Origin of the sequence: Williamsia sterculiae, from assembly GCF_900156495.1 — a bacterium.
Classification (GTDB): Bacteria; Actinomycetota; Actinomycetes; order Mycobacteriales; family Mycobacteriaceae; genus Williamsia_B; species Williamsia_B sterculiae.
Genome location: NZ_FTNT01000012.1, coordinates 142155 through 164552, shown reverse-complemented (window position 1 = coordinate 164552; position 22398 = coordinate 142155). Strand labels below are relative to the sequence as shown.

General features: G+C 69.2%; 21 protein-coding genes and 1 riboswitch. Of the genes, 15 read left to right on the top strand and 6 right to left on the bottom strand.

Annotated features, from left to right (window positions below):
- Positions 1 to 179: 179 nt before the first annotated feature.
- The 5 genes from BW971_RS18110 to BW971_RS18090 all read left to right on the top strand — a co-directional run bounded on the left by BW971_RS18110 (position 180) and on the right by BW971_RS18090 (position 5074).
- Positions 180 to 404 (top strand): hypothetical protein, encoded by a 225-nt coding sequence (locus BW971_RS18110; protein WP_143690449.1) that lies wholly within the window; start codon positions 180 to 182, stop codon positions 402 to 404.
- A gap of 111 nt (positions 405 to 515) precedes the next feature.
- Positions 516 to 709: riboswitch (cyclic di-AMP (ydaO/yuaA leader) on the top strand.
- Between the two features lie 14 nt (positions 710 to 723).
- Positions 724 to 1320 carry a C40 family peptidase gene (locus BW971_RS18105; RefSeq protein ID WP_076482461.1) on the top strand — a complete coding sequence of 199 codons (597 nt, stop codon included), beginning with the start codon at positions 724 to 726 and terminating at the stop codon, positions 1318 to 1320.
- Between the two features lie 201 nt (positions 1321 to 1521).
- Positions 1522 to 2547, top strand: coding sequence for a C40 family peptidase (locus BW971_RS18100; protein WP_076482460.1), 1026 nt, complete (start codon positions 1522 to 1524; stop codon positions 2545 to 2547).
- Positions 2548 to 2558: 11 nt separating this feature from the next.
- A complete protein-coding gene (locus tag BW971_RS18095) occupies positions 2559 to 3923 on the top strand; it encodes a hypothetical protein (protein ID WP_083710286.1) in 1365 nt (454 codons plus the stop codon).
- Between the two features lie 32 nt (positions 3924 to 3955).
- A complete protein-coding gene (locus BW971_RS18090) occupies positions 3956 to 5074 on the top strand; it encodes a glycosyltransferase family 4 protein (RefSeq protein WP_076482498.1) in 1119 nt (372 codons plus the stop codon).
- Between the two features lie 27 nt (positions 5075 to 5101).
- Here the strand turns inward: BW971_RS18090 and BW971_RS18085 are convergent, their stop codons facing one another.
- The gene (locus tag BW971_RS18085; protein ID WP_076482457.1) at positions 5102 to 6910 is read right to left on the bottom strand and encodes an AMP-dependent synthetase/ligase; all 1809 of its coding nucleotides are present in this window, start codon (positions 6908 to 6910) and stop codon (positions 5102 to 5104) included.
- Between the two features lie 154 nt (positions 6911 to 7064).
- Here BW971_RS18085 and BW971_RS18080 point away from each other — a divergent pair, with 154 nt between their 5' ends.
- The 6 genes from BW971_RS18080 to BW971_RS18055 all read left to right on the top strand — a co-directional run bounded on the left by BW971_RS18080 (position 7065) and on the right by BW971_RS18055 (position 11476).
- A complete protein-coding gene (locus BW971_RS18080) occupies positions 7065 to 7499 on the top strand; it encodes a hypothetical protein (RefSeq protein ID WP_076482455.1) in 435 nt (144 codons plus the stop codon).
- The gene (locus tag BW971_RS18075; protein ID WP_076482454.1) at positions 7499 to 7936 is read left to right on the top strand and encodes an SRPBCC family protein; all 438 of its coding nucleotides are present in this window, start codon (positions 7499 to 7501) and stop codon (positions 7934 to 7936) included. The genes BW971_RS18080 and BW971_RS18075 overlap by 1 nt, the downstream gene beginning before the upstream one ends.
- Positions 7937 to 7983: 47 nt before the next feature.
- A complete protein-coding gene (locus BW971_RS18070; protein ID WP_234974470.1) occupies positions 7984 to 9153 on the top strand; it encodes an ArsA family ATPase in 1170 nt (389 codons plus the stop codon).
- 31 nt (positions 9154 to 9184) lie between these two features.
- Positions 9185 to 9592, top strand: coding sequence for a hypothetical protein (locus tag BW971_RS18065; protein ID WP_076482452.1), 408 nt, complete (start codon positions 9185 to 9187; stop codon positions 9590 to 9592).
- Positions 9585 to 10613 (top strand): ROK family protein, encoded by a 1029-nt coding sequence (locus BW971_RS18060; protein WP_076482451.1) that lies wholly within the window; start codon positions 9585 to 9587, stop codon positions 10611 to 10613. Before BW971_RS18065 ends, BW971_RS18060 begins: the two co-directional genes overlap by 8 nt.
- 119 nt (positions 10614 to 10732) lie before the next feature.
- Entirely contained in the window at positions 10733 to 11476 is a 744-nt protein-coding gene (locus tag BW971_RS18055) for a lysophospholipid acyltransferase family protein (RefSeq protein ID WP_076482449.1), read from the top strand.
- Here BW971_RS18055 and BW971_RS18050 read toward each other — a convergent pair.
- Positions 11424 to 12890: a glycosyltransferase 87 family protein gene (locus BW971_RS18050; protein ID WP_234974469.1), complete on the bottom strand. Its 1467-nt coding sequence runs from the start codon at positions 12888 to 12890 to the stop codon at positions 11424 to 11426. The genes BW971_RS18055 and BW971_RS18050 overlap by 53 nt on opposite strands.
- A 71-nt stretch (positions 12891 to 12961) precedes the next feature.
- Between BW971_RS18050 and BW971_RS18045 the strand changes: the two genes are divergently transcribed.
- Together BW971_RS18045 and BW971_RS18040 are read left to right on the top strand one after the other, a co-directional pair.
- Positions 12962 to 13477, top strand: coding sequence for a polyadenylate-specific 3'-exoribonuclease AS (locus BW971_RS18045; RefSeq protein ID WP_076482496.1), 516 nt, complete (start codon positions 12962 to 12964; stop codon positions 13475 to 13477).
- 82 nt (positions 13478 to 13559) lie between these two features.
- Positions 13560 to 14963, top strand: a complete 1404-nt coding sequence (locus tag BW971_RS18040) for a class II 3-deoxy-7-phosphoheptulonate synthase (protein WP_076482445.1) — start codon at positions 13560 to 13562, stop codon at positions 14961 to 14963.
- Positions 14964 to 14975: 12 nt separating this feature from the next.
- Here BW971_RS18040 and pknB read toward each other — a convergent pair whose 3' ends face one another.
- Positions 14976 to 17258: a Stk1 family PASTA domain-containing Ser/Thr kinase gene (gene pknB, locus BW971_RS18035; protein ID WP_083710285.1), complete on the bottom strand. Its 2283-nt coding sequence runs from the start codon at positions 17256 to 17258 to the stop codon at positions 14976 to 14978.
- A 143-nt stretch (positions 17259 to 17401) separates the two neighbouring features.
- Between pknB and BW971_RS18030 the strand changes: the two genes are divergently transcribed.
- Positions 17402 to 17767, top strand: coding sequence for an Rv2175c family DNA-binding protein (locus BW971_RS18030; RefSeq protein ID WP_076482495.1), 366 nt, complete (start codon positions 17402 to 17404; stop codon positions 17765 to 17767).
- 121 nt (positions 17768 to 17888) lie between these two features.
- Here BW971_RS18030 and BW971_RS18025 read toward each other — a convergent pair whose 3' ends face one another.
- Positions 17889 to 18488, bottom strand: a complete 600-nt coding sequence (locus BW971_RS18025; RefSeq protein WP_076482441.1) for a TetR/AcrR family transcriptional regulator — start codon at positions 18486 to 18488, stop codon at positions 17889 to 17891.
- A gap of 64 nt (positions 18489 to 18552) precedes the next feature.
- Here BW971_RS18025 and BW971_RS18020 point away from each other — a divergent pair, with 64 nt between their 5' ends.
- Complete coding sequence (locus tag BW971_RS18020; RefSeq protein ID WP_076482439.1) at positions 18553 to 19992, top strand: MDR family MFS transporter; 1440 nt, start codon at positions 18553 to 18555, stop codon at positions 19990 to 19992.
- Here the strand turns inward: BW971_RS18020 and BW971_RS18015 are convergent.
- Both BW971_RS18015 and BW971_RS18010 read right to left on the bottom strand, forming a co-directional pair.
- Complete coding sequence (locus BW971_RS18015; protein WP_076482494.1) at positions 19984 to 20925, bottom strand: phytoene/squalene synthase family protein; 942 nt, start codon at positions 20923 to 20925, stop codon at positions 19984 to 19986. The two genes, BW971_RS18020 and BW971_RS18015, sit on opposite strands and share 9 nt — an antisense overlap.
- On the bottom strand, positions 20922 to 22379 hold the full coding sequence (locus BW971_RS18010; protein WP_083710306.1) for an alpha-(1->6)-mannopyranosyltransferase A: 1458 nt from the start codon (positions 22377 to 22379) through the stop codon (positions 20922 to 20924). Before BW971_RS18010 ends, BW971_RS18015 begins: the two co-directional genes overlap by 4 nt.
- Positions 22380 to 22398: the final 19 nt, after the last annotated feature.

The window sequence follows — 22398 nt, the reverse complement described above, 5'->3', positions numbered from 1 at the left end:
AATTGGGACGCGAGTCGAGTGTCGTACCCCGTCGTTAGTGTCCCGACCAGCGAATCGCAGACCGCGATCGATGACCGAACGGCCGCAACGGGCCGTCCGAGACGAATGAGAGGTAGATCACAGTGCACATCGATTGCGACACCTGCCCCGGCCGCCCGCGCGCCTGCGACGGATGCATCATGACCCTTCTGGTGGCGCCATTCGAGGCCCGTGCCAGCGCGGATGTGGAGGTTCACCGTAATGAATTCGAGATTGACCACGAGCTCCGGCTCGAGGCGGCCGTGGATACGTTCCGAGACGCCGGGATGCTCCGAGACCGCACCCCGGTCTCGACGGTCGATCGGAAGACGTTGCCGCGCAGTCTATCTGCGCTGCCCGACACGGCGGTACGACGCGCGGGCTGAGCCGGGGACACGCCGACGACGCGGAGTGCGGCTGTAGTGGACAACGGCTGGTGACGTTTCGTAACCTTTCCGAGACCTTGCGGAGCCTCCTGTCTCACACCGAGTCGGGTCGCCGGGTCGCCGCTCAATCGCTCGTGTACGAGCGAACCGGGGAACCGCTTTGCTGGACGCATGTCCACTTGGGGTGAATCCTGCTTGGCTGTCGGGGCCGCGTGAGATCACGCGTGTCCAGCGGCCCGGTGGGTAGGGCCATTCTTCCGGCCCGAATCCGACAGCTAACCCGGTCGGCGGACGGGAAGAAACTAGGAGACATCGCTTCGTGGCGAAACACCGTTTGGAACAGTCGGGTAAAGGTGCCCGGATCGCACAGGGCGCCATGGTCGCCGGGACGCTGACGCTCGGTGGCGTCGCCATCGGGGCAGGCCCCGCGCTGGCCACACCCGTCGCGATCCCCGGGGTCGGCACGTTCGAACTGCCCGGCGTGAACGAGAAGCAGGTTCCGAATCAGTTCAAGCCGGGCAAGGTCGCGCCCGGTCCGATCAAGGGTCTGCCGAAGCTCCCGCCGCGCGCCAACAGCGAGGGTCAGGTCGCCGCGGACGCCGCGGTCAGCAAGATCGGTGCGCCGTACTCCTACGGTTCGGCCGGACCGAGCGCCTTCGACTGCTCCGGTCTCGTCCAGTGGGCCTACAAGCAGGCAGGCAAGACCATCCCGCGCGACAGCTATGGCCAGCTCGGTGGCGGCGCCCCGGTGCCGGCCTCGGCGCTGGAGCCCGGTGACGTCCTGATCTTCAACGGCGGCAGCCACGCAGGCATCTACGTCGGTGGCGGCAAGTTCGTGCACGCGTCCACCGAGGGTGTTCCGGTGCAGAAGGCGAGCCTGGGTTCGATGGAGCTGACCGGCGCTCGTCGTTACTGACCGTGGTCTTTTCCGGCCGCCTGTGAGGGTCGGTGAATCGCTCTCCCGGCCACCGCGGGTCGCGTAGCCTCGTCCAGGGGCCGCGACCGGCGGTGCCGGCCCGGTTCGGGCGATTCGTGGGTGTGTGTGACGTGGAGTCGAGGAGTCCGTTCGTTGTCGAGAGTCCCGCGCGTGAGGGTCCCAGCAGGTGACCCGACGGCGATGACCGGTCGTGTGATCCGCACGGTGGTCGCGGCAGTGGTGGTGGTCATGGCATTCGCCGGTCTGGCGGGGCCGGCCACGGCCGCACCGAACCAGACCCCGCAGGACCTGCTGAGTCGATACAAGGCTCTCGGTCACGACGCGGAGAAGGCGTCGGAGGCCATGCACGACGCGCAGATCGACTTCGACAGCCGCAGCCGGGAGATGAAGCAGGCCGCCGCGGGCGCCGCGCGGGCGCAGCAGACTCTCGCCGACCTGCGGACCAAACAGGACCAGTTGCAGCACAACGTGGACGCGTTGGTCTCGGCGAGCTATCGCGGTGCCCGCGTCAACCGCCTGTACGCCGTCCTGGTCAGCGACTCCCCGCAGTCGTTGCTCGACCAGATGTCGGGGTTGGAGATGGTGTCCCGGCAGACCTCTGCCGACCTGCGTGACTACTCGGCCACCAAGAAGCGTGCCGAGGAGGCCAAGACGCAGGCTGACGCCGCCACCAAGACCGCGTCGGCGGCTGTCGCGGCGGCCGAGAAGACCCGAGCCGACCTGCAGGCCCGGCAGAGTCAACTCCAGATGCAGATCGCCCAGGTCAAGGCGGTCTACGAATCGCTGACCGGCTCACAACTCGCGGCGCTCACGGGCCCCAACTTCTCGTTCGACCCCAGGCTGCTGCCTCGCGGCACCGCCGCCGCCGTGATCGCGGTGCAGGCCGCGCTCACCCGCATCGGCGACCCGTACGTATGGGGGGCCACCGGGCCCGATCAGTTCGACTGCTCGGGACTGATGGTCTGGGCGTACCAACAGGCGGGCAAGTTGTTGCCCCGGTCGAGTCAGGCCCAACTGCAGTCCGGCACCGCGGTCGATCGCAAGGACCTGCAACCCGGTGACCTGATCATCTACTACCCGGACGCCACGCATGTCGGCATGTACGTCGGAGAGGGCTTCGTCATTCACGCCTCGACGTTCGGTGTGCCGGTGAAGGTCGTGCCCATCGACGCCGCAGGTCCGTACAACTCAGCGCGGCGTTACTGATCGCGCCCGCAGTGTCCGCTCGCGCCCGTCGTGTCCCGGTGCGTGCGTCGGCCGGTACCCGGTTGCGGGTGTTGTCGCTGTCGGTCGCCGCTGTCGCGGTCCTGGCCGGATGCGGCGGTCCGTCGGCGCACCCCGCCCCGTCCCCGGCGGCCGCGTCGACCACCAACGCCTACCTCGACCAACGTTCGTCGGCGGTCTCGGCGACGTTGGACCGGTTGTCGTCCGCGGAGAACGCCGGAGACGTGAACGCCGCACAGGAAGTGATCGACGGCGCGGCGCAGCCCGCCTACCGGGACAAGATCCGTACCGAGACCGGGTCGGTGAGCGGGTTGCGGCTTCCCACGTTCCGGTACCACGTCGACACCACCAACCACGTGGACCTGCAGGTCCCGGCCGAGTTGCAGACGACACTGGACAACGAGGGTGCCAGCGACGTCTGGGTGGCCCCGGTGCAGCTGACGTACGCATTGCCCGGTGTCGACGAACCACAGGTGACGCTGAAGACGCCGATGGTACTGGCTCGCCAGGGTGACGACTGGAAGATCGTCGGCGACTCCGGAACCGTGCTCGGTGATGCGACGGTGACCCCACAACTGTGGGACGAGGCGGGTGCCTCCGCGCAGACGGTCGCCACCCTGGGCGGGCGGTCGGTGGTCGTCTCCTATCCGGGAAGCGCGCTCCTTGCGCAGCGACTGGCCGCCGCGGTGCCGTCGGCGGTCTCGGCGGTGACCGCCTTCTGGGGTGACAGTTGGCCGCGTCGTGCCGCACTGGTCGCCACCGACACCGCCGCCGCGTTCGACGGTCTGACCGCGTCGTCGGGGTCACAGACCGAGGCCGCCGCCGCGGCCACCGTCTTCCAGAAGCTGGATGGTCGCACGGCGGTGGGGCAGCGAGTGGTCTTCACCCCGCAGGCGGAACAGGCTCTCCCGGGTGGGGCACTCGACGTGGTGCTCCGCCACGAATTGACCCACGTCGCGGCGCGTGCTCAGACGGCCACCGGAGCACCGCTCTGGGTGACCGAGGGGCTGGCCGAATACGTGGGTCGCAAGGGCTCGTACCGCCGATTGGCCGACGCGGCACCTGACCTGGTCGCCGAGGTCGTGTCCGGGCGAGTGCCCGCGAACCTCCCCGCCGACAACGCCTTCGGCGTCGACGGCGCCACCGCGCAGCTCAGCTATCAGACTGCGTGGTCGATGATGGCCTATCTGAGCGAGCGTTTCGGTGACCCACGGCTCAAGCTCTTCTACATCGCCGCAGCCGCCGGGCCGGCCACCGACGCCCAGCAGGACGCGTCCATGCGGTCGGTGCTGGGATCGTCTCGGGCCGACCTGATCGCCGGGTGGCAGGGCTGGTTACGCCAACAGGCCGTACGCTGACCGGTGGGTCCACCGTGCACTACGGTGGGCACATGCGGCGAACCCTGTTGGTGACGAACGACTTTCCGCCGCGCCCCGGAGGGATCCAGTCCTACCTGCACGACCTCGTCACCCGGCTGCCCGCCGATCGGGTCACCGTGTACGCACCCCGTTGGCGCGGCCACGAGGACTTCGACCGGGCGCAACCATTCGAGGTGATCCGCCACCCGACAAGCCTGATGCTGCCCGGGCCAGGGGTGGCACGCCGGGCCGCCCGACTGGTCCGCGACCGCGACATCGAGACGGTGTGGTTCGGGGCCGCCGCACCCTTGGCCCTGCTCGCGCCGACGCTGCGCCGCGCGGGAGCGCAACGCGTCATCGCCAGCACGCACGGGCACGAGGTGGGGTGGTCGATGCTGCCGGTGGCGCGGCAGGTCCTCGGTCACATCGGCCGTCACACCGACGTGATCACCTACGTCAGCCGCTACACCCGTGGGCGCTTCGCCACCGCGTTCGGGGCCGCCGCCGCGCTCGACCATCTGCCACCCGGGGTGGACAGCGATCGTTTCGCACCCGACCCGATTGCGAGGCAACGACTCCGGGCCAGGTATGGGATCGGCGACGCGCCGGTCGTACTGTGTCTGTCCCGGCTGGTTCCACGCAAGGGGCAGGACACCCTCATCAGGGCGATGCCGCGGATCCTGGCCGACCTACCCGACGCGGTGCTGCTGATCGTCGGTGGCGGGCCGTACGGCGACCGACTCCGCGACCTCGCGGCACGGACCGGGGTGACCGACCGGGTGATGTTCACCGGCTCGGTGCCGCAACACGAACTCGCCGATCATCACAACGTCGCCGACGTGTTCGCCATGCCGTCGCGCACCCGGGGCGGCGGACTGGACGTCGAGGGTCTCGGCATCGTGTACCTCGAGGCATCCGCCTGCGGGGTCCCGGTCATCGCCGGACGATCCGGGGGAGCACCGGAGACGGTGCGGCAGAACGAGACCGGCGTGGTGCTCGACGGCCGGTCGGTGCGGGCGGTCGCCGATGCGGTCTCGGATCTGCTGGCCGACCCCGCCCGCGCCCGGGCCATGGGTGCGGCCGGGCGCGAGTGGGTCACGTCCTCGTGGCGATGGGATCAGATGGCCGACCGGTTGTCGCGCCTGCTCTGATCGTGTGCCTGTCGTTCGCGGTTGGGGTCACTTGGCGTAGATGGCCTCGATGTCGTCGGAGTACTTGTCGACGACCACGTTGCGCTTCACCTTCATGGTCGGGGTCATCTCACCGGTCTCCTCGCTGAAGTCGGCGGGCAGGATGCGGAACTTCTTGATCGACTCCGCGTGCGAGACGGTCTTGTTCGCCTCCGTCACCGCGGCCTGGACCTCCTTGCGCAGGTCCTCGTCGTCCACGAAATCGCTCACCGAGGCCGACGAGTCCTTGCCGTGGTTGCTCTTCCAGTCGTCGAAACCGTCGGGGTCGATGGTGATCAACGCGGCGATGAACGGCTTCTGGTCACCGACCACCATGGCCTGGGAGATCAGCGGGTTGGTGCGCAGGCTGTCCTCGAGACCGGACGGCGACACGTTCTTGCCACCGGCGGTCACGATGATCTCCTTCTTGCGCCCGGTGATCCGCAGGTAGCCGTCCTCGTCGATGCTGCCGATGTCACCGGTGTGGAACCAACCGTCGGTGACCGACTCTTTGGTCGCGTCCTCGTTGTGCCAGTACCCGCCGAACACCACGTTGCCCTTCAGACAGAGCTCGCCGTCCTCGTCGATGCGCGCCGAATTGCCCGGCAACGGTTTGCCGACGGTGCCCACCCGATACTCGGCGGGGGTGTTCACCGCGACGGCCGCAGTGGTCTCGGTGAGGCCGTAACCCTCGTAGATGGGCAGCCCGACACCGCGGAAGAAGTGGCCGAGCCATTCCGCGAGCGGGGCGCCGCCGGAGATGGCCAGCTCGCACCGACCGCCGAGAGCGGCCCGTAGCTTCGTGTACACCAGTTTCTCGAACAGCGTGTGTTTGGCGCGCAGCAGCAGTCCCGCGCCACCCTTCTCCTCCGCGCGGCTGTAGTCCATGGCCACCTCGGCCGCGGCGTCGAAGATCTTGCCCTTGCCGTCGTCGTGCGCGCGCTGCCGCGCCGTGTTGTAGACCTTCTCGAACACCCGGGGTACGGACAGGATGAAATCGGGTGCGAAACGGCCGAACTCGGGAACGAGCTGCGGGATGTCGCTGGTGAACCCGACCTCCACCTTCGACTGCACACAGACGATGGTGATCGCGCGGGCCAGGACATGCGCCATCGGCAGGAACATCAGGGTCCGGCGACCGTCGGAGATGAAATCGCCCAGTGACGACTGTTTGACCGCCGCGGTCTCCCCGAGGAGGTTGGCGTGGGTCAGCTCGACGCCCTTCGGGCGTCCGGTGGTGCCCGAGGTGTAGATCAACGTCGCCGGATCCGACGACGACTGATTCCGTCGACGTCCGGTCACCTCGTCGTCGGAGACGTCGGCGCCCTGCGCGGTCAGCTCGTCCAGCGCGTTCTGGCCGTCGTCACCGGCGTCGACCTGATAGACCTTGGTCACCGATCGCAGACCGTCGGAGATCTGATCGATGACCTCGCGGTGAGCCTGGTTCTCGATCACGAGCACGGTGGCGTCCGAGTCCTCGAGGATCCAGTCCACCTGCCCGGAGGACGACGAGTCGTAGATGGGTACGGTGACCCCGCCCGCCGCCCAGATGCCGAAATCCAGGATCGGCCACTCGATCCGGGTGGAGCACAGCAGCCCCACCCGGTCACCCGGCTGCAGACCCTGGGCGATCAGCCCCTTGGCGACCGCGGTCACCTGATCGGCGATCTCACCCGCCGTCACCTGCTCCCACCGGTCGCCGCGTTTGCGCCGGAACACCGGCTGCTTCGCGTCCGCGTCGCGGAGGTCGAAGACGATGTCGCCACACGTGGCCTTCTCGTCGAGGGTGAATTCTGCTGGGACGCTGTATTCGCGCACCGTTGCCTGCCTTCCTTCGGCCTATGGGCGACAGCCAAAGCCTAGTCAGTGCGTCCGCCGGGGTGTGCCGGTGTGGGGATTCGGATGAATTCGGGCGGGTCCCGGAGGCCGGGGGATCTCGCACCGACGGTGGCGCGTGTGTGAAGCTAATGCGGTGACCAGCATCCAAGTGGCCGACGAGACGTTTGTCGCTGCCGATCCGGTGCTCGCGCCGTCCGTCGTCGCCGACCCGGCGCGGTGGCGTCGGTGGTGGCCGGATCTGCGGTTGCAGGTGACCGAGGACCGTGGACCGCAGGGAATCCGGTGGACCGTGTCCGGCGCGGTCACCGGCACCGCCGAGTTCTGGCTGCGGCCCGTGTTGGACGGCTTCGTGCTGAGCTGGTTCCTGCACGGCGAACCCGTCGAGAACCTGCCCGACGACCACCGCCGGCGGGTCGCGCGGCTGACCGAGGTGACCCGGCGGTTCCGGGTGGCGGGTCGTGCCGCCGCCTCCGAGGTCAAGCACACCCTGGAGAACGGGCGCGCCGCCGGCGACCCGGCCGTGACGTCCGCGGGCGACGTCGGTACGAGCACGCGGATGGGTAGCTGATGCCGGACTCCACCGAACAGACGATCGTGGTCAACGCCGACGCCGCTGCCGTGATGGCGGTGATCGCCGACTTCGAGCGCTACCCGGAGTGGGTGTCCGCGGCGCGCGAGGTGACGGTCCTCGACACCGACGACGACGGCCGAGCGACCACCGTGCGTTTCGTCCTCGACGCCGGCGTGCTCCGGGACACCTACGAATTGCGGTACAGCTGGTCGCCGGACGGGCGCGCGGTGGAGTGGGATCTGATGAAGAGCGACCTGCAGCAGGCGCAGCACGGGCGGTACGAGCTCGCGCAACTGGCGCGTGGGTCCACGAAGGTCAGTTACGCCCTCACCGTCGACGTGGTGGTGCCGATGATCGCGCCGCTGAAACGTCGTGCCGAGAAGGCGATCACCGACATCGCGCTGCACGAACTCAAGAAGAGGGTCGAAGCCTGATCGATCTGGTACCGATCCACCTCGTCCTCGGTCCCGGGGGAGCTGGGGTGTCGACCATCGCCGCCGCCGGGTCGGTCGCCGCTGTGCGCCGTGGGTCCGCGCGAACCTCGGGGGCACTGTCGGCAGCCGGCCTGGCGACTCGCGGTCCGGCGGGTACCCGCACCCTGCTGGTCTCGATGGACCGATTCCGGCAGCAGTCGGCGAATTTCGGGGTGTTCTCCCGCCCCGGTGAACCGGTGTCGGTCAGTCAGCACACCGACCTGTTGGAATTGGACACGCTGGGTCTGCTGGAGGGGGTCTGGCGGCAGGTCGTGCACGGACTGCCACGGGCCGCAGGGTCGTTCACCGCATCCGTCGCCGCCGTGGATCCCGGGGAGCTGACGGGGTTACCAGGGGTGGAGCAGGTGCTGGCGCTGCGTCGCATCCGTGACGAGGCCACCTCGGGTCGCTGGGACAAGGTCGTCGTGGACTGCTCGGGCGACATCGACGTGTTCACCCTGCTCAACGCTCCGCGGCTGCTGGTCGATCATCTGGAGCGGTTGTGGCCGCGACATCGCCGCCTGGCCGCCGCACACGACAACCCGCGGATCGCCCGGGCGGTGGCGGCCGTGGAGGCGCTGGACCGGGACTGCGCCGACGTGACCGAGTTGTGCACCGACCCCGATGTGATGGCCGCGCAGTTGGTGGTCACCCCCGACGACCACGGGGTCCGGATGGCGCAGCGGTACCGGGCGGTGCTCGATCTGATGACCATCCCGACGGTGGCGGTGTACGCCAATCGCGCCGACACCGACGAACCCGGCCATCGTTCGGCGCTGGCACGGCTGGGCGAGATCGGGCCCGTGCCGGTGATCGCGGTCACGGCGCTGGCAACGCCGCCGGCGACGGTGGCCGCGCTGCGCAAGCTCAAGACGCGGTTCGCGGCGCCCGCCGGCGTTCCGGTGGGCCCGGCAGCGGCCCACGTCGACAAGCTCGGTGGCAGCGGCCTGCAGAGCCGGTACGCGATGCGGTGGCGTCAGCCGTTGCCCGACCCCGACGGGCTGGCGCTGGGTCGCTCGGGCGACGATCTGTTGGTGACCGTGTGCGGACTGCGGCGCACAGTACGATTACCGTCTGTGCTGCGCCGGTGCATCGTCGACGGCGCCACCTACTCAGACGGTGAACTCCGCATCGAGTTCCGCCCCGACGCGGCCGTGTGGCCGGTCCGCGGGGTCTGACCGCAGGCAATCGAGAACGGAGGATCGCCCGATGGACGACGATCCCCCGCGCGCCGGTGCCGGTGCCGACGACGACCGCGGCGACCTGTTGCGCGGCGCCGTCCTCGGACTGATCGACCGCATCGACCAGGTCGCGTCGATCCTGGTACGCGACGGTGCGCCCGGCGCGGGCCCGAACTCCGACACCGTGCCCCCCGGACGCACCGACATCCCCGGCCGACTGACCGTGGACCTGGTGATCGGCGAGGTCGTCGACCTGCTCACCTCGCTCATCGGTCAGCTCATCGCGATTCTCGAGTCGATCGAGGCCGCGCTGGACGCGGCGATGGCCGAGCGCGCGCACCGTACCCGCGCGGGCGACGACAGCCCCCCGCCGACGGGGTTCGAGTCGATCACCGTGCAGATCAACCCCCGACGCGAGCCGGCTCCCCATGACTGACCGATCCGCCCTCGACGACCCGACGGACAGCGCGCTGACCATCGGGGTCGACATCGGCGGCACCAGCATCCGCGCGGCCGTGGTGGATGAGCAGGGACGCATCCTGGACCAGGTGCGCGCGCAGACCCCGACCACGGTGCGTTCGCTGGAGCGGTGCCTGGACCGGGTGGTGTTCGAACTCGCGTCGCGCCGACCGGTCGCCGGGGTGGGCCTCGCCGTGGCCGGCTTCCTCACCCCCGACCGGCAGATCGTGCAGTTCGCACCGCATCTACCGTGGCGCGACGCCGCGGTGGCCGCGGAGATGACCGAGCGGATCGGGATGGCGGTCTTCTGTGAACACGACGCGAACGCCGCCGCGCTGGCCGAGTACCGGTTCGGAGCGGCCGCCCGCGGGCACAACACCGTGGTGTTGGCCATCGGCACCGGGCTGGGCGCGGGATTCCTCCAGGACGGGAGCCTCTACCGGGGCAGCTTCGGAGTGGCGCCCGAGGTCGGGCACCTGCTGGTCGTCCCCAACGGTCGTCCGTGCTCGTGCGGGAAGTTCGGGTGCTGGGAGCGGTACTGCAGTGGGACAGCGTTGGTGGACACCGTGGTCGAGCTGGTGGTCGACGGCGCGATGGACGGATCCGGCCCCAACCGGGTCAGTCAGCTTGCCCGCGACATCGCCGACGACCCCGGTTCGGTCACCGGGCGCCGGGTCGCCGCGGCCGCCAACGACGGCGACCCCATCGCATTGGCCGCCTACGCCGACTTCGCCCGTTGGCTCGGTCTGGGACTGGCGATGATCGGGGACATCTTCGATCCCGACCTCATCGTGCTGGCCGGCGGTGTGGGCGCGGCGTCGGGCCTGTACCTGGACGAGGCACGCGAGCACTATGCCGCGCTGGTCACCGGAACCGGTTACCGCAGACTCGCCCGGATCCGTGCCACCCAACTCGGAGAATCGGCGGGCATCATCGGGGCGGCCGAGACCGCCCGCATGGACCTGCGGCAGGTGCCGACGGCGCAGCTGGGTGGGTAGAGTCTCGTCGTAGTCGGCGGGGTCGGGACGCACGCGACGGATGTGCGCGGCGCCGCCATCCGGTCGCGAGCACCTTGATCGGTGATCGTGCAGAAGAACCGAACGGAGTTGGTCGCGGGATGTGGTACTGGCTGTTCAAGTACGTGCTGATGGGGCCCGGACTGCGTCTGATGGCCCGCCCGCGTGCCGAGGGTCTCGAGAACATCCCCACCCGCGGTCCGGCCATCCTGGCCAGCAACCACCTCGCCGTCGTCGACAGCTTCTACCTGCCGGTCGTCGCGCCCCGCCGTATCTACTTCCTGGCCAAGGCGGAGTACTTCAGCGGCAGCGGTCTCAAGGGTGCCTTCCAGAGGTGGTTCTTCAGCGCGTCGGGCCAGATCCCCATCGACCGCTCGGGTGCCGACGCCGCCGCGGGTGCGCTCATCGCCGCGCGCAGCAAACTCGAGGCGGGTGAGCTGATGGGGATGTACCCCGAGGGCACCCGATCACCGGACGGGCGGCTGTACAAGGGCAAGACCGGTCTGGCGCGGATCGCGTTGGAGACCGGGGTGCCGGTGATCCCGGTGGCGATGATCGATACCGACAAGCTCAACCCGCCCGGCACCGTGCTGCCCCGTCCCACCCGCGTGGTGGTGCGCATCGGCAAGCCCCTGGACTTCTCGCGGTACGAGGGGATGAGCGGTAACCGTTTCATCGAACGAGCCGTCACCGACGAGATCATGTACGAGCTGATGCGGCTGAGCGGTCAGCAGTATGTGGACGTCTACGCCGCGAGCCTGAAGAACAAGAGGGATCCCGACGGCGATGCGATCACGAAGGGGAGCGCGGCCGACGGGCCCGAGCGCTCCGAACCCGCTGCCTGAACGGCGACAGCGCCTCGCGCGGGTGCACGTTCGTCCTCGTGGCGGCGACCCCGGGTGCGTGGTCGACGCGTAGCGCGTCTCGGGTCGTGCGGTCGACGCCAGGCCCGTTCCCGGTCGTGCGCGGGGGCACCGCCCAGACCGTGATCAGCAGCGCCAACCCCCACCACAGGTCCAGGTTGCCGATCAGGTCACCGAGGACCGTCCAGTGCCTGGTCTCCTGTTGCGGCAGGAACTGGAACGGCGCCACCGCGAACACGAACAGTCCGGACGCCACCAGCAGCGTGTACGCACGTCGCACTCGGGTGCTGTCGGTGCGCGCCGCGACCATTGCCAGGGTGAGCAGGACCGGGATGCACCACACCCAGTGGTGCGCCCAGGTGGTGGGTGAGACCAGCAGGGCCCACACCGCGGTCACTGCGACGGCAGGTGTGGAGATGCCCGGTGGGCAGCGTCGTAAGGCCACCACCGCCAGGGCGGTGACCAGCACCGACGACACCATCCACAGGACCTGTTGCACGCCGTGCGCGTCCGGGAACGCCCGGATCCAGAACCCGTTGATGTTCTGGTTCAGTGCCCCCGACAGGTCGCCGATGCGGTCGGTGTGGAACACCGTCTTGGACCAGTAGTGCAGCGAGTCCCGTGGCGCCCACACCGCGCCGAGGGCACCGAGCGCGACGAAGGTGCCCAGTACCCGGGCCACCACCCGCCACTCCCGGAAGGCCAGGAACACCAGCAGGAAGGCCAACGGGGTCAGCTTGACGGCCGCGGCCACCCCGATCAGTACCCCGCGCCACCGCGACCCTGGTCGCAGCGCGTACATGTCCACCGCCACCAGCAGCATCAAGACCACGTTGACCTGTCCGAAGCCCAACGTCATCCAGACCGGGTTGAGCCACAGACAACACGCGGTGACCGCGCAGGTCAGCCAGATGCGGTTGTCGGCGGTACCGATGTCGAGGCGACGCAACACCACGCCGACCACCACGGCCAGACAGACGCCGGTGCTCGCGGTGATCGCGATGGTGGCCGCGGCCAACGAGACCACCGTGAACGGCAGGAACATCAGCACCGCGAACGGTGGATAGGTGAACGGCAGCCACAGACCGCTGGTGGTGAACGGCATCGACCCGTCGTTGTACAGCGGCAACCCGGCCCGCCAGGTCTGCGCGCCCAACCGGTAGACGTCGATGTCCAAGCGCAGGTGGTCGAGGAACGACGGGGTGAACGGCACACCGGCGACCGCGAAGACGATGGACACCGCCAACGCCACGCCCAGCACGATGCGGGTGCGTCGGGCCGGGACCCAGGTGGCCAGCGCACGGTCGAGTCGGGCCAGGGAGAGCCCACCCCGAGGTGATCGCCCGTCGTCGACGCCTCCCACGGTGTCCGTACCCGGATGAGCACTTTCGCTCACGTGCGCACTCCTTCTGCCACGCCCGCCCGCTGATGACACCTCCGGCGTTCGGCACCGCCTACGGTGGGTCGGTGCGCTACTTCTACGACACCGAGTTCATCGAGGACGGCCGCACCATCGAGTTGGTCTCGATCGGTGTCGTCGCCGAGGACGGTCGCGAATTCTATGCGGTCTCGACCGAGTTCGACCCGGCGGGCGCGGGAGACTGGGTGCGTGCGAACGTGCTGCCCAAGCTCCCGTCCCCGGCTTCGCCGGTCTGGAAGAGCAGGACGCGGATCCGTGATGATCTCCTGGACTTCCTCTCTGGCGGGTCGGGCAGGGGCGATTCGGGTTCGGCCGTACCGGACGACGTGGAGTTGTGGGCGTGGGTGGGTGCCTACGATCACGTCGTACTGTGCCAGCTCTGGGGTCCGATGACGGCGCTGCCGCGCGGGATCCCTCGATTCACCCACGAACTGCGGCAGCTGTGGGAGTCCGCGGAGCGTCCCCGTCTGCCCAAGGCGCCCGACGACGCGCACGATGCGCTGGCCGATGCGCGTCACAATCTGGCGAAGTGGCGTGCCATCCAGGAGACCCTCGTCCGGTGAGTTCCTCAGCCGGCCGGGTGATCCCGGCCGGTGGAAGTCCCTCGGTCACGGAGTCCGTGGTGGCGGGGATTACGCTGGACGGGTGGTGAACTGGACCGTAGACGTTCCTATCGACGAACTCCCCGAACTGCCGCCGTTACCCGGTGACATGGCCGCGCGCTTCGCCGACGCGTTGAGCCGACCGGCCCTGCAGCAACCGAGCTGGCCGGAGGACAAGGCCGCTGCGATGCGGACCGTGCTGGAGAGTGTGCCGCCGATCTGTATGCCCACCGAGGTGGAGCAGCTGTCGGCGCAACTCGCCGAGGTGGCCGAGGGTCGCGCCTTCCTGTTGCAGGGCGGCGACTGTGCCGAGACCTTCGCCGACAACACCGAACCGCACATCAAGGGCAACATCCGCACCCTGCTGCAGATGGCGGTGGTGTTGACCTACGGCGCGAGCACGCCGGTGGTCAAGGTGGCCCGCATCGCCGGCCAGTACGCGAAACCGCGGTCGTCGAACCTCGACGCACTCGGCCTGCCGTCGTACCGCGGTGACATGGTCAACGGATTCCCCGCCGAGGAGTCGGCCCGGGCCCACGACCCGTCGCGACTCGTCCGCGCGTACGCCAACGCCAGCGCGGCGATGAACCTGGTCCGCGCGTTGACCGGAGCCGGGTTGGCCTCGCTGCACCGGGTGCATGACTGGAACCGCGAGTTCGTCCGGACCTCGCCCGCGGGCGCGCGCTACGAGGCGCTGGCCAGCGAGATCGACCGCGGTCTGCGGTTCATGGACGCCTGCGGGGTCACCGACTCCAACCTGCAGTCGGCCAACATCTACGCCTCCCATGAGGCGCTGGTGCTCGACTACGAACGCGGCATGCTGCGCCTGGCCGACGACCCGCACGATCCGGACGGTGTGGACAAGCTGCTCTACGACCTCAGCGCCCACTTCCTCTGGATCGGGGATCGAACCCGCCAGCTCGACGGTGCCCACATCGCGTTGGCCAAACTGATCAGCAACCCGATCGGACTGAAGATCGGGCCCTCCACCAGCCCCGAACTCGCCGTGGAGTACGTCGAGGCGCTGGATCCGGACAACGTCCCCGGCCGGTTGACCCTGGTGTCACGGATGGGCAACGGCAAGGTGCGCGAACTGCTGCCGCCCATCGTCGCCGCGGTGGAGGCCACCGGGCACAAGGTGATCTGGCAGTGCGATCCCATGCACGGCAACACCCACGAGTCGTCGACCGGGTTCAAGACCCGGCATTTCGACCGCGTGGTGGACGAGGTGCAGGGCTTCTTCGAGGTGCACCGCGCATTGGGCAGCCATCCCGGCGGTATCCACATCGAGCTGACCGGCGAAGACGTCACCGAATGTCTCGGCGGTGCACAGGACATCTCCGACATGGATCTGTCCGGTCGGTACGAGACCGCCTGCGACCCCCGACTCAACACGCAGCAGTCGTTGGAGCTGGCGTTCCTGGTCGCGGAGATGTTGCGCGGGTAGCGCCGTCGATGTCTAGGGGATGGCGGTGATCGTGATCGTCGAGCCGGTCCTGACCCGCTGACCCTCGCGACGGCTCTGCGCGACCACGAGCGATACCCCCGACCGGGTGAGCCCCTGCACCGACACGGCGAACCCCGCCCGTTCGAGTTTGTCCCGGGCGGTGGTGACGGTCGTGCCGGTGACGTCGGGGACCGTCGACGAGTCCGAGATCAGCAACCGCACCGTCGGGTCGTCGGGGTCCACGCGGCTGCCGAACGACGGTGACGCCGCCGTGACCGTGCCCGCAGGCGCGGTGCCCGACGACGACTCGCCGCCGTCTTCGGCGATCAGGCCGGCGTCCTGCAGACGGTCCCGCGCGGCGGAGTAGTCGAGACCGGTCACGTCGGGGACGGTGATGGCGTTGGACGACAGCAGTTGGACGGTGCTACCCGACTCCACCCGGCTGCCGACCGCGGGGTCGGTCCGGATGGCGCGACCGTTGTCCTCGGCCGCGGAGTACGTCGACCGCACGGCCCCGACCCGCAGACCGGCCGCCTCCAACAATCGCACCGCGTCGTCGCGGTCGCGACCGGTGACGTCGGGCACCCGTACCGGTGCGGGTCCGCTGCTCACGGTCATCGTGACCGACCCGTCGACCGGCATAGACGACCCGGAGGTCGGGGACACCGAGACCACGGTTCCACGCGGGTAGGCCGACGGCACCCCGTCGGCGGCGACGCTGCCGCGCAGGGTGCGTTCCCGCAGCGCGGCCTGCACCGCGGTGACCGGAGAGCCGGGCGTGATCACCGGTACCGTCGGTCGGCCCGCCGAGATCTGCAACCGCACCCGGCCGGCGCGCGTCACCTGCGCCCCCGGGGCCGGGTCGGCCCCGATCACCTCGCCCGCCGGGGCCGCGTCGTGGAAGGTCGGGGTGTCCACCACGGTCAGACCCGCCGCCGTGATGGCCCGCTCGGCGGCCACACGATCCATCCCTGTGATCTGCGGCACCCGGGTGAACCGTCCCGACCCCAGCCACCAGCCGCCGAGTCCGAGCAGGGCGGCGAGCACCACCACCAGAACGAGCACGATGGCGGTGCGCCGTCGTGAGCGGCGTCGACGTTCCGGATAGTCGTCGGCCGCCCGGGTCAGGGACGGACTGGGTATCGCCTCGGCGGCATCACCGGTGTACATCGCGGTCGCGCCACCGGCAAGAGCAGGCGCCGGGTACGGACCGGACCTGCGCGACGTCCCGGTCTCCATCCGGGTGTGCTGTCGAGGCGATCGGGGATCGACGGCCGCCGGAGGGTGACCGCCCGCGGGGACCTTCACGGTCGCGGGGTCCGCGCCGAATCGGGTGGTGGTCGGCGCGTCGTCCGCGGCGATCGGGACCGCACCGGCCAGGCCGGTACGCAGGTTGTGCGCCGACCGGTGTTCCGCCGACCGGGATGGCGCGGGCACGGTGAAGTGCGGCAGGCCCAGTCGATCGGCGACGGCGTCGAGTTCGGCCCGCATGACGCCGGCGTCGGGGTAGCGGTGGGCCGGGTCACGGGAGGTGGCGATGAGCACCACCTCGTCGAGTTCGTCGGGCACCCCGGGGATGAGGTCACCGGGCGCGGGGACGTCGCGGTGCAACCGTTGGTTCGCCAACGCGAGCGGGGTGTCGCCGGTGAACGGGGTCCGCCCGGTCAGCATCTCGAACATGAGGATTCCGGCGGCGTAGACGTCGCTGCGAGCATCCGCGCTGGTCGACGCCACCTGCTCGGGCGACAGGTACGCCGCCGTGCCGAGGATGACGCTGGCCGAGGTGAGTCCGGAGTCGGCGATCGCCCGAACCAGCCCGAAGTCGACGACCTTGATCTCGCCCCGGTCGGAGATCAACACGTTCTCCGGTTTCACGTCGCGGTGCACCAGGCCGTGGCGGTGCGCGGCGGCGAGCCCACCCAACACCGGGGACGTCGCCGCGACCACCGCGTGCGGCGGCATCGGCCCGCGTTCCCGGAGCAGTTCCCGCAGGGTGCCACCCTCGACGAGTTCCATCACCAGGAATGCGCAGTCACCGTCGACGCCCTGGTCGTACACCTCCACCAGGCCGGGGTCTTTGAGCTTGGCCACCGCACGGGCCTCGAATTCGAGCCGCGCGACGAACTGTGGATCGGCCGCGTACTTCGGGTCCATCACCTTCACCGCGACCGGGCGATCGAGACGGATGTCGACGCCCAGATACACCGCGCTCATCCCACCGTGGGCGATGAGCGTCCGGATGCGGTAGCGCCCATCGATCAGCGCGCCGAGGAGGGCGTCGCGGGCACGGTTCACGCACGTCACTGTATCGACGGATTGTCCCGGAACGATCACAGCACGATGAGAACCATGGCAGCGGCCTGAGAACCTCTCTCAGAGACGATCGGTGCCCGGCCGCGGTTGGGCAACCCCGCAGGCGGATGAGTAGTCTCGGCCCCGTGGGTTCCTTACCGCTGACCGAGGATTTCCTGCCGCAGGACATCGTCACCCTGGATGTACGGACCGTCGCGTCGCGCCTGGGGGTGTCGACGGGTCGGGTGCGCAACCTGATCACCGATCACCACCTGCTGGCACTGAGACGCGACGGTGAGCCGGCGGTGCCGGAGTTGTTCTTCGACGACCATGGGATCGCCAAACACCTGACCGGTCTCATCGAGGTGCTCATCGACGGTGGCTACACGCGTCACGAGGCGATGCACTGGCTGTTCACCGAGCAGGACGACCTGGGGGTGTGTCCTGCGGTGGCCATCCACGGTCACCAGGCCCGCGAGATGATCCGCCGGGCCCAGGCGCAAGCCTTCTGATCGGCCCAGGCGCAAGCCTTCTGATCGGCTCAGCGCAAGCCTTCTGATCGGCTCAGCGCAAGCCTTCTGATCGGCTCAGCGCAAGCCTTCTGCTCGGCTCAGCGCGAGCCTTCTGGTCGGCTCAGCGCGAGCCTTCTGGTCGGCGGACCAGCGGCAGGAACACCTCGTCGACGATGCTCTCGATGGTGGCGCGGGTGACCGGCGGTCCGAACATCAACTCGTTGCGGATGAGGTCGAGGGGGACCGTGGACACGCGGGGACTGACGGTGGTGGTGTCGATCTCGCCGCGGGCCATGGCGCGGTGCAGGATGGGGTCCATGATCGGCCGTGCACCGTGGACGAGGCTGGTGCGGAGATCGGCGAGCTGGGTTCCGGTCTCCTCGTAGAAGGCGGACAGGCGCACGGTCAGCGTCGCGACCACCTCCGCCCGTTGACTGCTCACGTCGTCGAGCAGGGTGATGAGATCGCCGCGCAGACTCCCGGTGTCGGGGGCGGTGATCCGATGGTGGTCGTAGTAGTGCTGGATCGCCGCGCGCGTCATCTCCGGCTTGGTGGGCCACCGGCGGTAGACCACCGGGCGACTCGTCGCGGCCCGGCGGGCGACGCCCTCGTAGGTCATCGCGCCGTACCCGACCTCGGCGAGCTCCGCCCACGCCGCCTCGAGGAGGGCCTCCTGCAGCGCCGCACCTCGACGGCGGCGTGGCGGTTCGTTGAGATCCATTTGCGTATCTTAAGCTACGGGTCTACCGTGCCGTTAGATACACACACGCATCTTAGGTGGCCTCATGACCCGACCTGTGTCCTCCGACACCGCGCCATCGGCGCCGACGAAACTCGATCCGCACGTCGTACGCATCGCGATGGCTGTCATCGCCGGCGGCATCGCGGTCATCTTCGACGCGACGATCGTCAGTATCGCGCTTCGACAACTCACCGAGGATCTGCACGCCTCGCTCGGCACCATCCAGTGGGTCAGCACCGCCTATCTGCTGGCGATGTTCGTGGCCATCCCGCCGTCGAGTTGGCTGCAGTCGCGCCTGGGCGGGAAACGCCTCTGGATACTGGCGCTGGGGGTGTTCCTGCTGGGATCGGTGCTGTGTGCGCTGGCCTGGGACGCGCCGAGTCTCATCGCCTTCCGGGTGGTCCAGGGGCTCGGAGGTGGCGTGATGATGCCGTTGATGATGACCCTCATCATGCAGGCCGCCCGCGGTCAGAGCATGGGCCGCTTGATGGCCCTGATCGGGCTACCCGCCTCGCTGGGGCCGATCGTCGGACCGGTCATCGGCGGGATCATCCTGCACTGGCTCGACTGGCCGTGGCTCTTCCTGGTCAACGTGCCGTTCTGCGTGGTCGGAGCGTGGTTGGCCTGGCGGATCCTGCCGGACGACCGGCCGGCGCCCGGCCCGAGGCCGTCGCTCGACGTCGGCGGGCTACTGCTCATCGTCCCCGGTCTGGTCGGGGTGATCTTCGGGTTGAGCAATGTCAGCAAGAACGGGGGATTCGGCCGCGGTGACGTGTGGGCCCCGGTGGTGATCGGCGTCATCCTGACCGCGCTGTTCGTCGGGTGGGGATTGCGCCGCGGCAGCCGTGCGTTGCTCGATGTCCGGTTGTTCACCCACCGGCCGCTGGCGGTCGGATCGTTCCTGCTCGCGGTGATGGCGATTGCTCTGTACGGCGCGATGTTGCTGCTGCCGTTGTACTTCCAGCAGCTGCGCGGTCAGGGGGCGTTGGGTGCCGGGCTGCTGCTCATCCCGCAGGGCGTCGGTGCACTGCTCTCACGCACGCTGGGTGGACGGCTGACGGACGACATCGGACCCCGGCCCGTGTCGGTGCTGGGCTTCGTGATCCTCGCGGCGGCCACCGTGCCCTTCGCGCTCGCCGGGACAGACACGGCGACCTGGTGGCTGATGGTGGTGCTGCTGATCCGCGGGGTCGGTCTCGGGTTGGTGATGACGCCGATCATGACCGTGTCCTTCGTCGGCATCGCCCCGCAGCAGATGCCCGACGCCAGCATCATCACCCGAGTCGCCCAGCAGGTCGGCGGATCCTTCGGCACCGCGGTGCTCGCGGTCGTCCTGGAGTCGGCCGCCCGGGGCGGTGGGAGCGCAACATCCGGGTTCCACCAAGCCTTCTGGTGGGCAACCGGTCTCACCCTCCTGGGCGCGGCCCTGTCGTTCCTGTTGCCCGGACGTACCCGTCAGCCTGATCGTTCCCCGTCAGGCTGAGCCGACCGACCACCGGCCGAGCGAAGCCCGACCGGCTCGACGCAATCGCTGGGCGGTACCGACGCGAACCCGCGTGCGCATGATGTGGAAGTCGGCCGCCTCCACCTCGGCGAGGATGTCGCGGTAGAGCTCGAACGCGGTGCGGATGGCCGGTCGACTCCGGGGGGCGAGCAACGCGATACCGGTTTCGGCGCGGCGGTATTCGGCCCGGGTGACCGCGATCTGGTGGGCCAGTGCCCGCTGCAGCTCGGGGGTGGAACGTCCGGTGCGGCGGCAGGCCCACAGCATCTCCTCGTCCACCCCGAACGCTGCGAGATCGTCGAGGGGCAGGTACACCCGATCGCGGTTCAGGTCGTCGCCGACGTCGCGGATGAAATTGGTGAGCTGGAAGGCGACACCCAGCGACGCCGCGGCACGACCGGCCTCGGTGAGCGACCCACCGGTCGTGGTGCCGAGCACCGGCAGCAGTTGCAGGCCGATCACCGCCGCCGACCCGTACATGTACTCCGCGAGCTCGTCCTGGTTGTGGTAGCGATTGCGGAACAGTGGATCCGACGGTGCGTCCATCCGCATCGAACGCAGGAACGCGCGGAAGTGATGGTGCGGTATCGCGAAGGTGTCGATGGTGTCGACCAGTGCGTCGAGACCCGGATCGGTGACCGTCGTGCCCGCCAACCCGGCGAACAGTTCGGTCTCGATGGCGTCGATGGCGGCGGTCGCTGCGACCCGGTCACCGACGTCTGCGTGATCCACGTCCACCGCCGTGTCCACGTCGACGATGTCGTCCACGCGCCGGGCGAAGGCGTACAGGGCGTGCACCGCGCGACGCTGCGGTGGCGTCAGCAGTCGGGTCGCGAGGTAGTAGGTGGTTCCGTGCTCGGCGGTGACGGCGCGGGCCTGTCGATATCCGAGGCGTCGGGACGGTGTGGTCATCGCACGTCCCCCGCGGTGTGGAGACGGGTCGTCGGTCGGCGCGGTCTGCCGATCAGCGACCACCCGGCGACCGCGGCGACGGCGAGACAGATCACCACGGGCACCGGTTCGTACAGCAGGATCGAGTCGTCGGGCTGGAAGACGATCAGTTGCAGCACACAGCAACCGGCGATCACCGCCGCCACCCGTCGCGACAGGACGAACGCCGAGGCGGGCACCAGGGCCCAGGTGTAGTACCAGGGCAGCGTGGACGGCTCCAACAGCAGCACCGCGAGCAGCGCGAGGGTCATACCGAGCATCGCCGATCGTTCCGAAGCACGGAACCGCCACCAGCAAACAAGCAGTACCACCGCCAGCACCACCGAGCCCACGGTCCTGGTCACCGACAGCACCGGCAACAGGTGCAACGCGGTGAACGGCGCCGCGGCCACGGTGATGACGTGGGCGACGAGGGTGGGGATGGTGAGCCAGTTGATGATCCGGTCGGCCCAGCCCAGACCGGTCAGCCAACCGAGGCCGTGACCGACCATCAGGGTGAACACCCCGAACACCACCACCGAGCATCCGACGATCGCCGCGAACACCCGGGCCACGTCCACCGGCCGCACCGCACGTCGTTCCCGCAGGTGGGCCAACCAGATCCAGAGGACGAACGGCAGGGCGACCCCTGCGGTGATCTTGATGGCGGTGGCCAGTGCCAGCACCACCACCCCGCTGACGTGGGATCCGCGCAGCACCAAGACCAGCCCCGCGGCCAGCACCCCCATCATCAGCAGTTCCACGTGCGGCCCGCCGACGAGGTGGATGAGCAGCATCGGGTTGAACGCCACCAACCACAGGCTCGCGGGCACCGAACTGCCGAAGTGCCGGGCCAGGTGGGGGATGGCCCAGAGCGTGAGCAACAGTCCGGGCAGCATCACGATCCGCATGGCCAGCACGCCGGCGATGGCGTGGTCACCGGTGAGGGCGGTGACCGCCCGGGTCAGCGTCATGAACAGCGGACCGTAGGGGGCGGTGGTGGTGGCCCATACCTGTGCCATCGAATCCAGCAGCGGACCGGGACGATGCACCGGGCCGTCGGCGTACGGATCGAACCCGTGGTGCAACAGCGCGCCCTGGGCGAGGTAGGCGTACACGTCACGGCTGTACACGGGGACGGCCACCATCAACGGTGCCGCCCACGACAGCGCCGACCATTGCAGGACCCGGGTCGGCACCGCCGGACGATCACCCGCGCCGCGATCACCGAAGAACAGCCGTCCCAATCGGATCCACGCGAGCACCAGCAGCACGACCCCGGCCCAGAACACGACATTCAGCAACGACTTGCCATGGCCGTAGTACACCCATGACAGGCCCACGTTCTGCAGCCACGCGTTGTTCCGTGGGATGTCACCGACACCGAAACTGCCGACTGCGACGAGTACCGACCCGATCACCCCGGTGATCACCATCCGCCCGACCGGGCTGCGC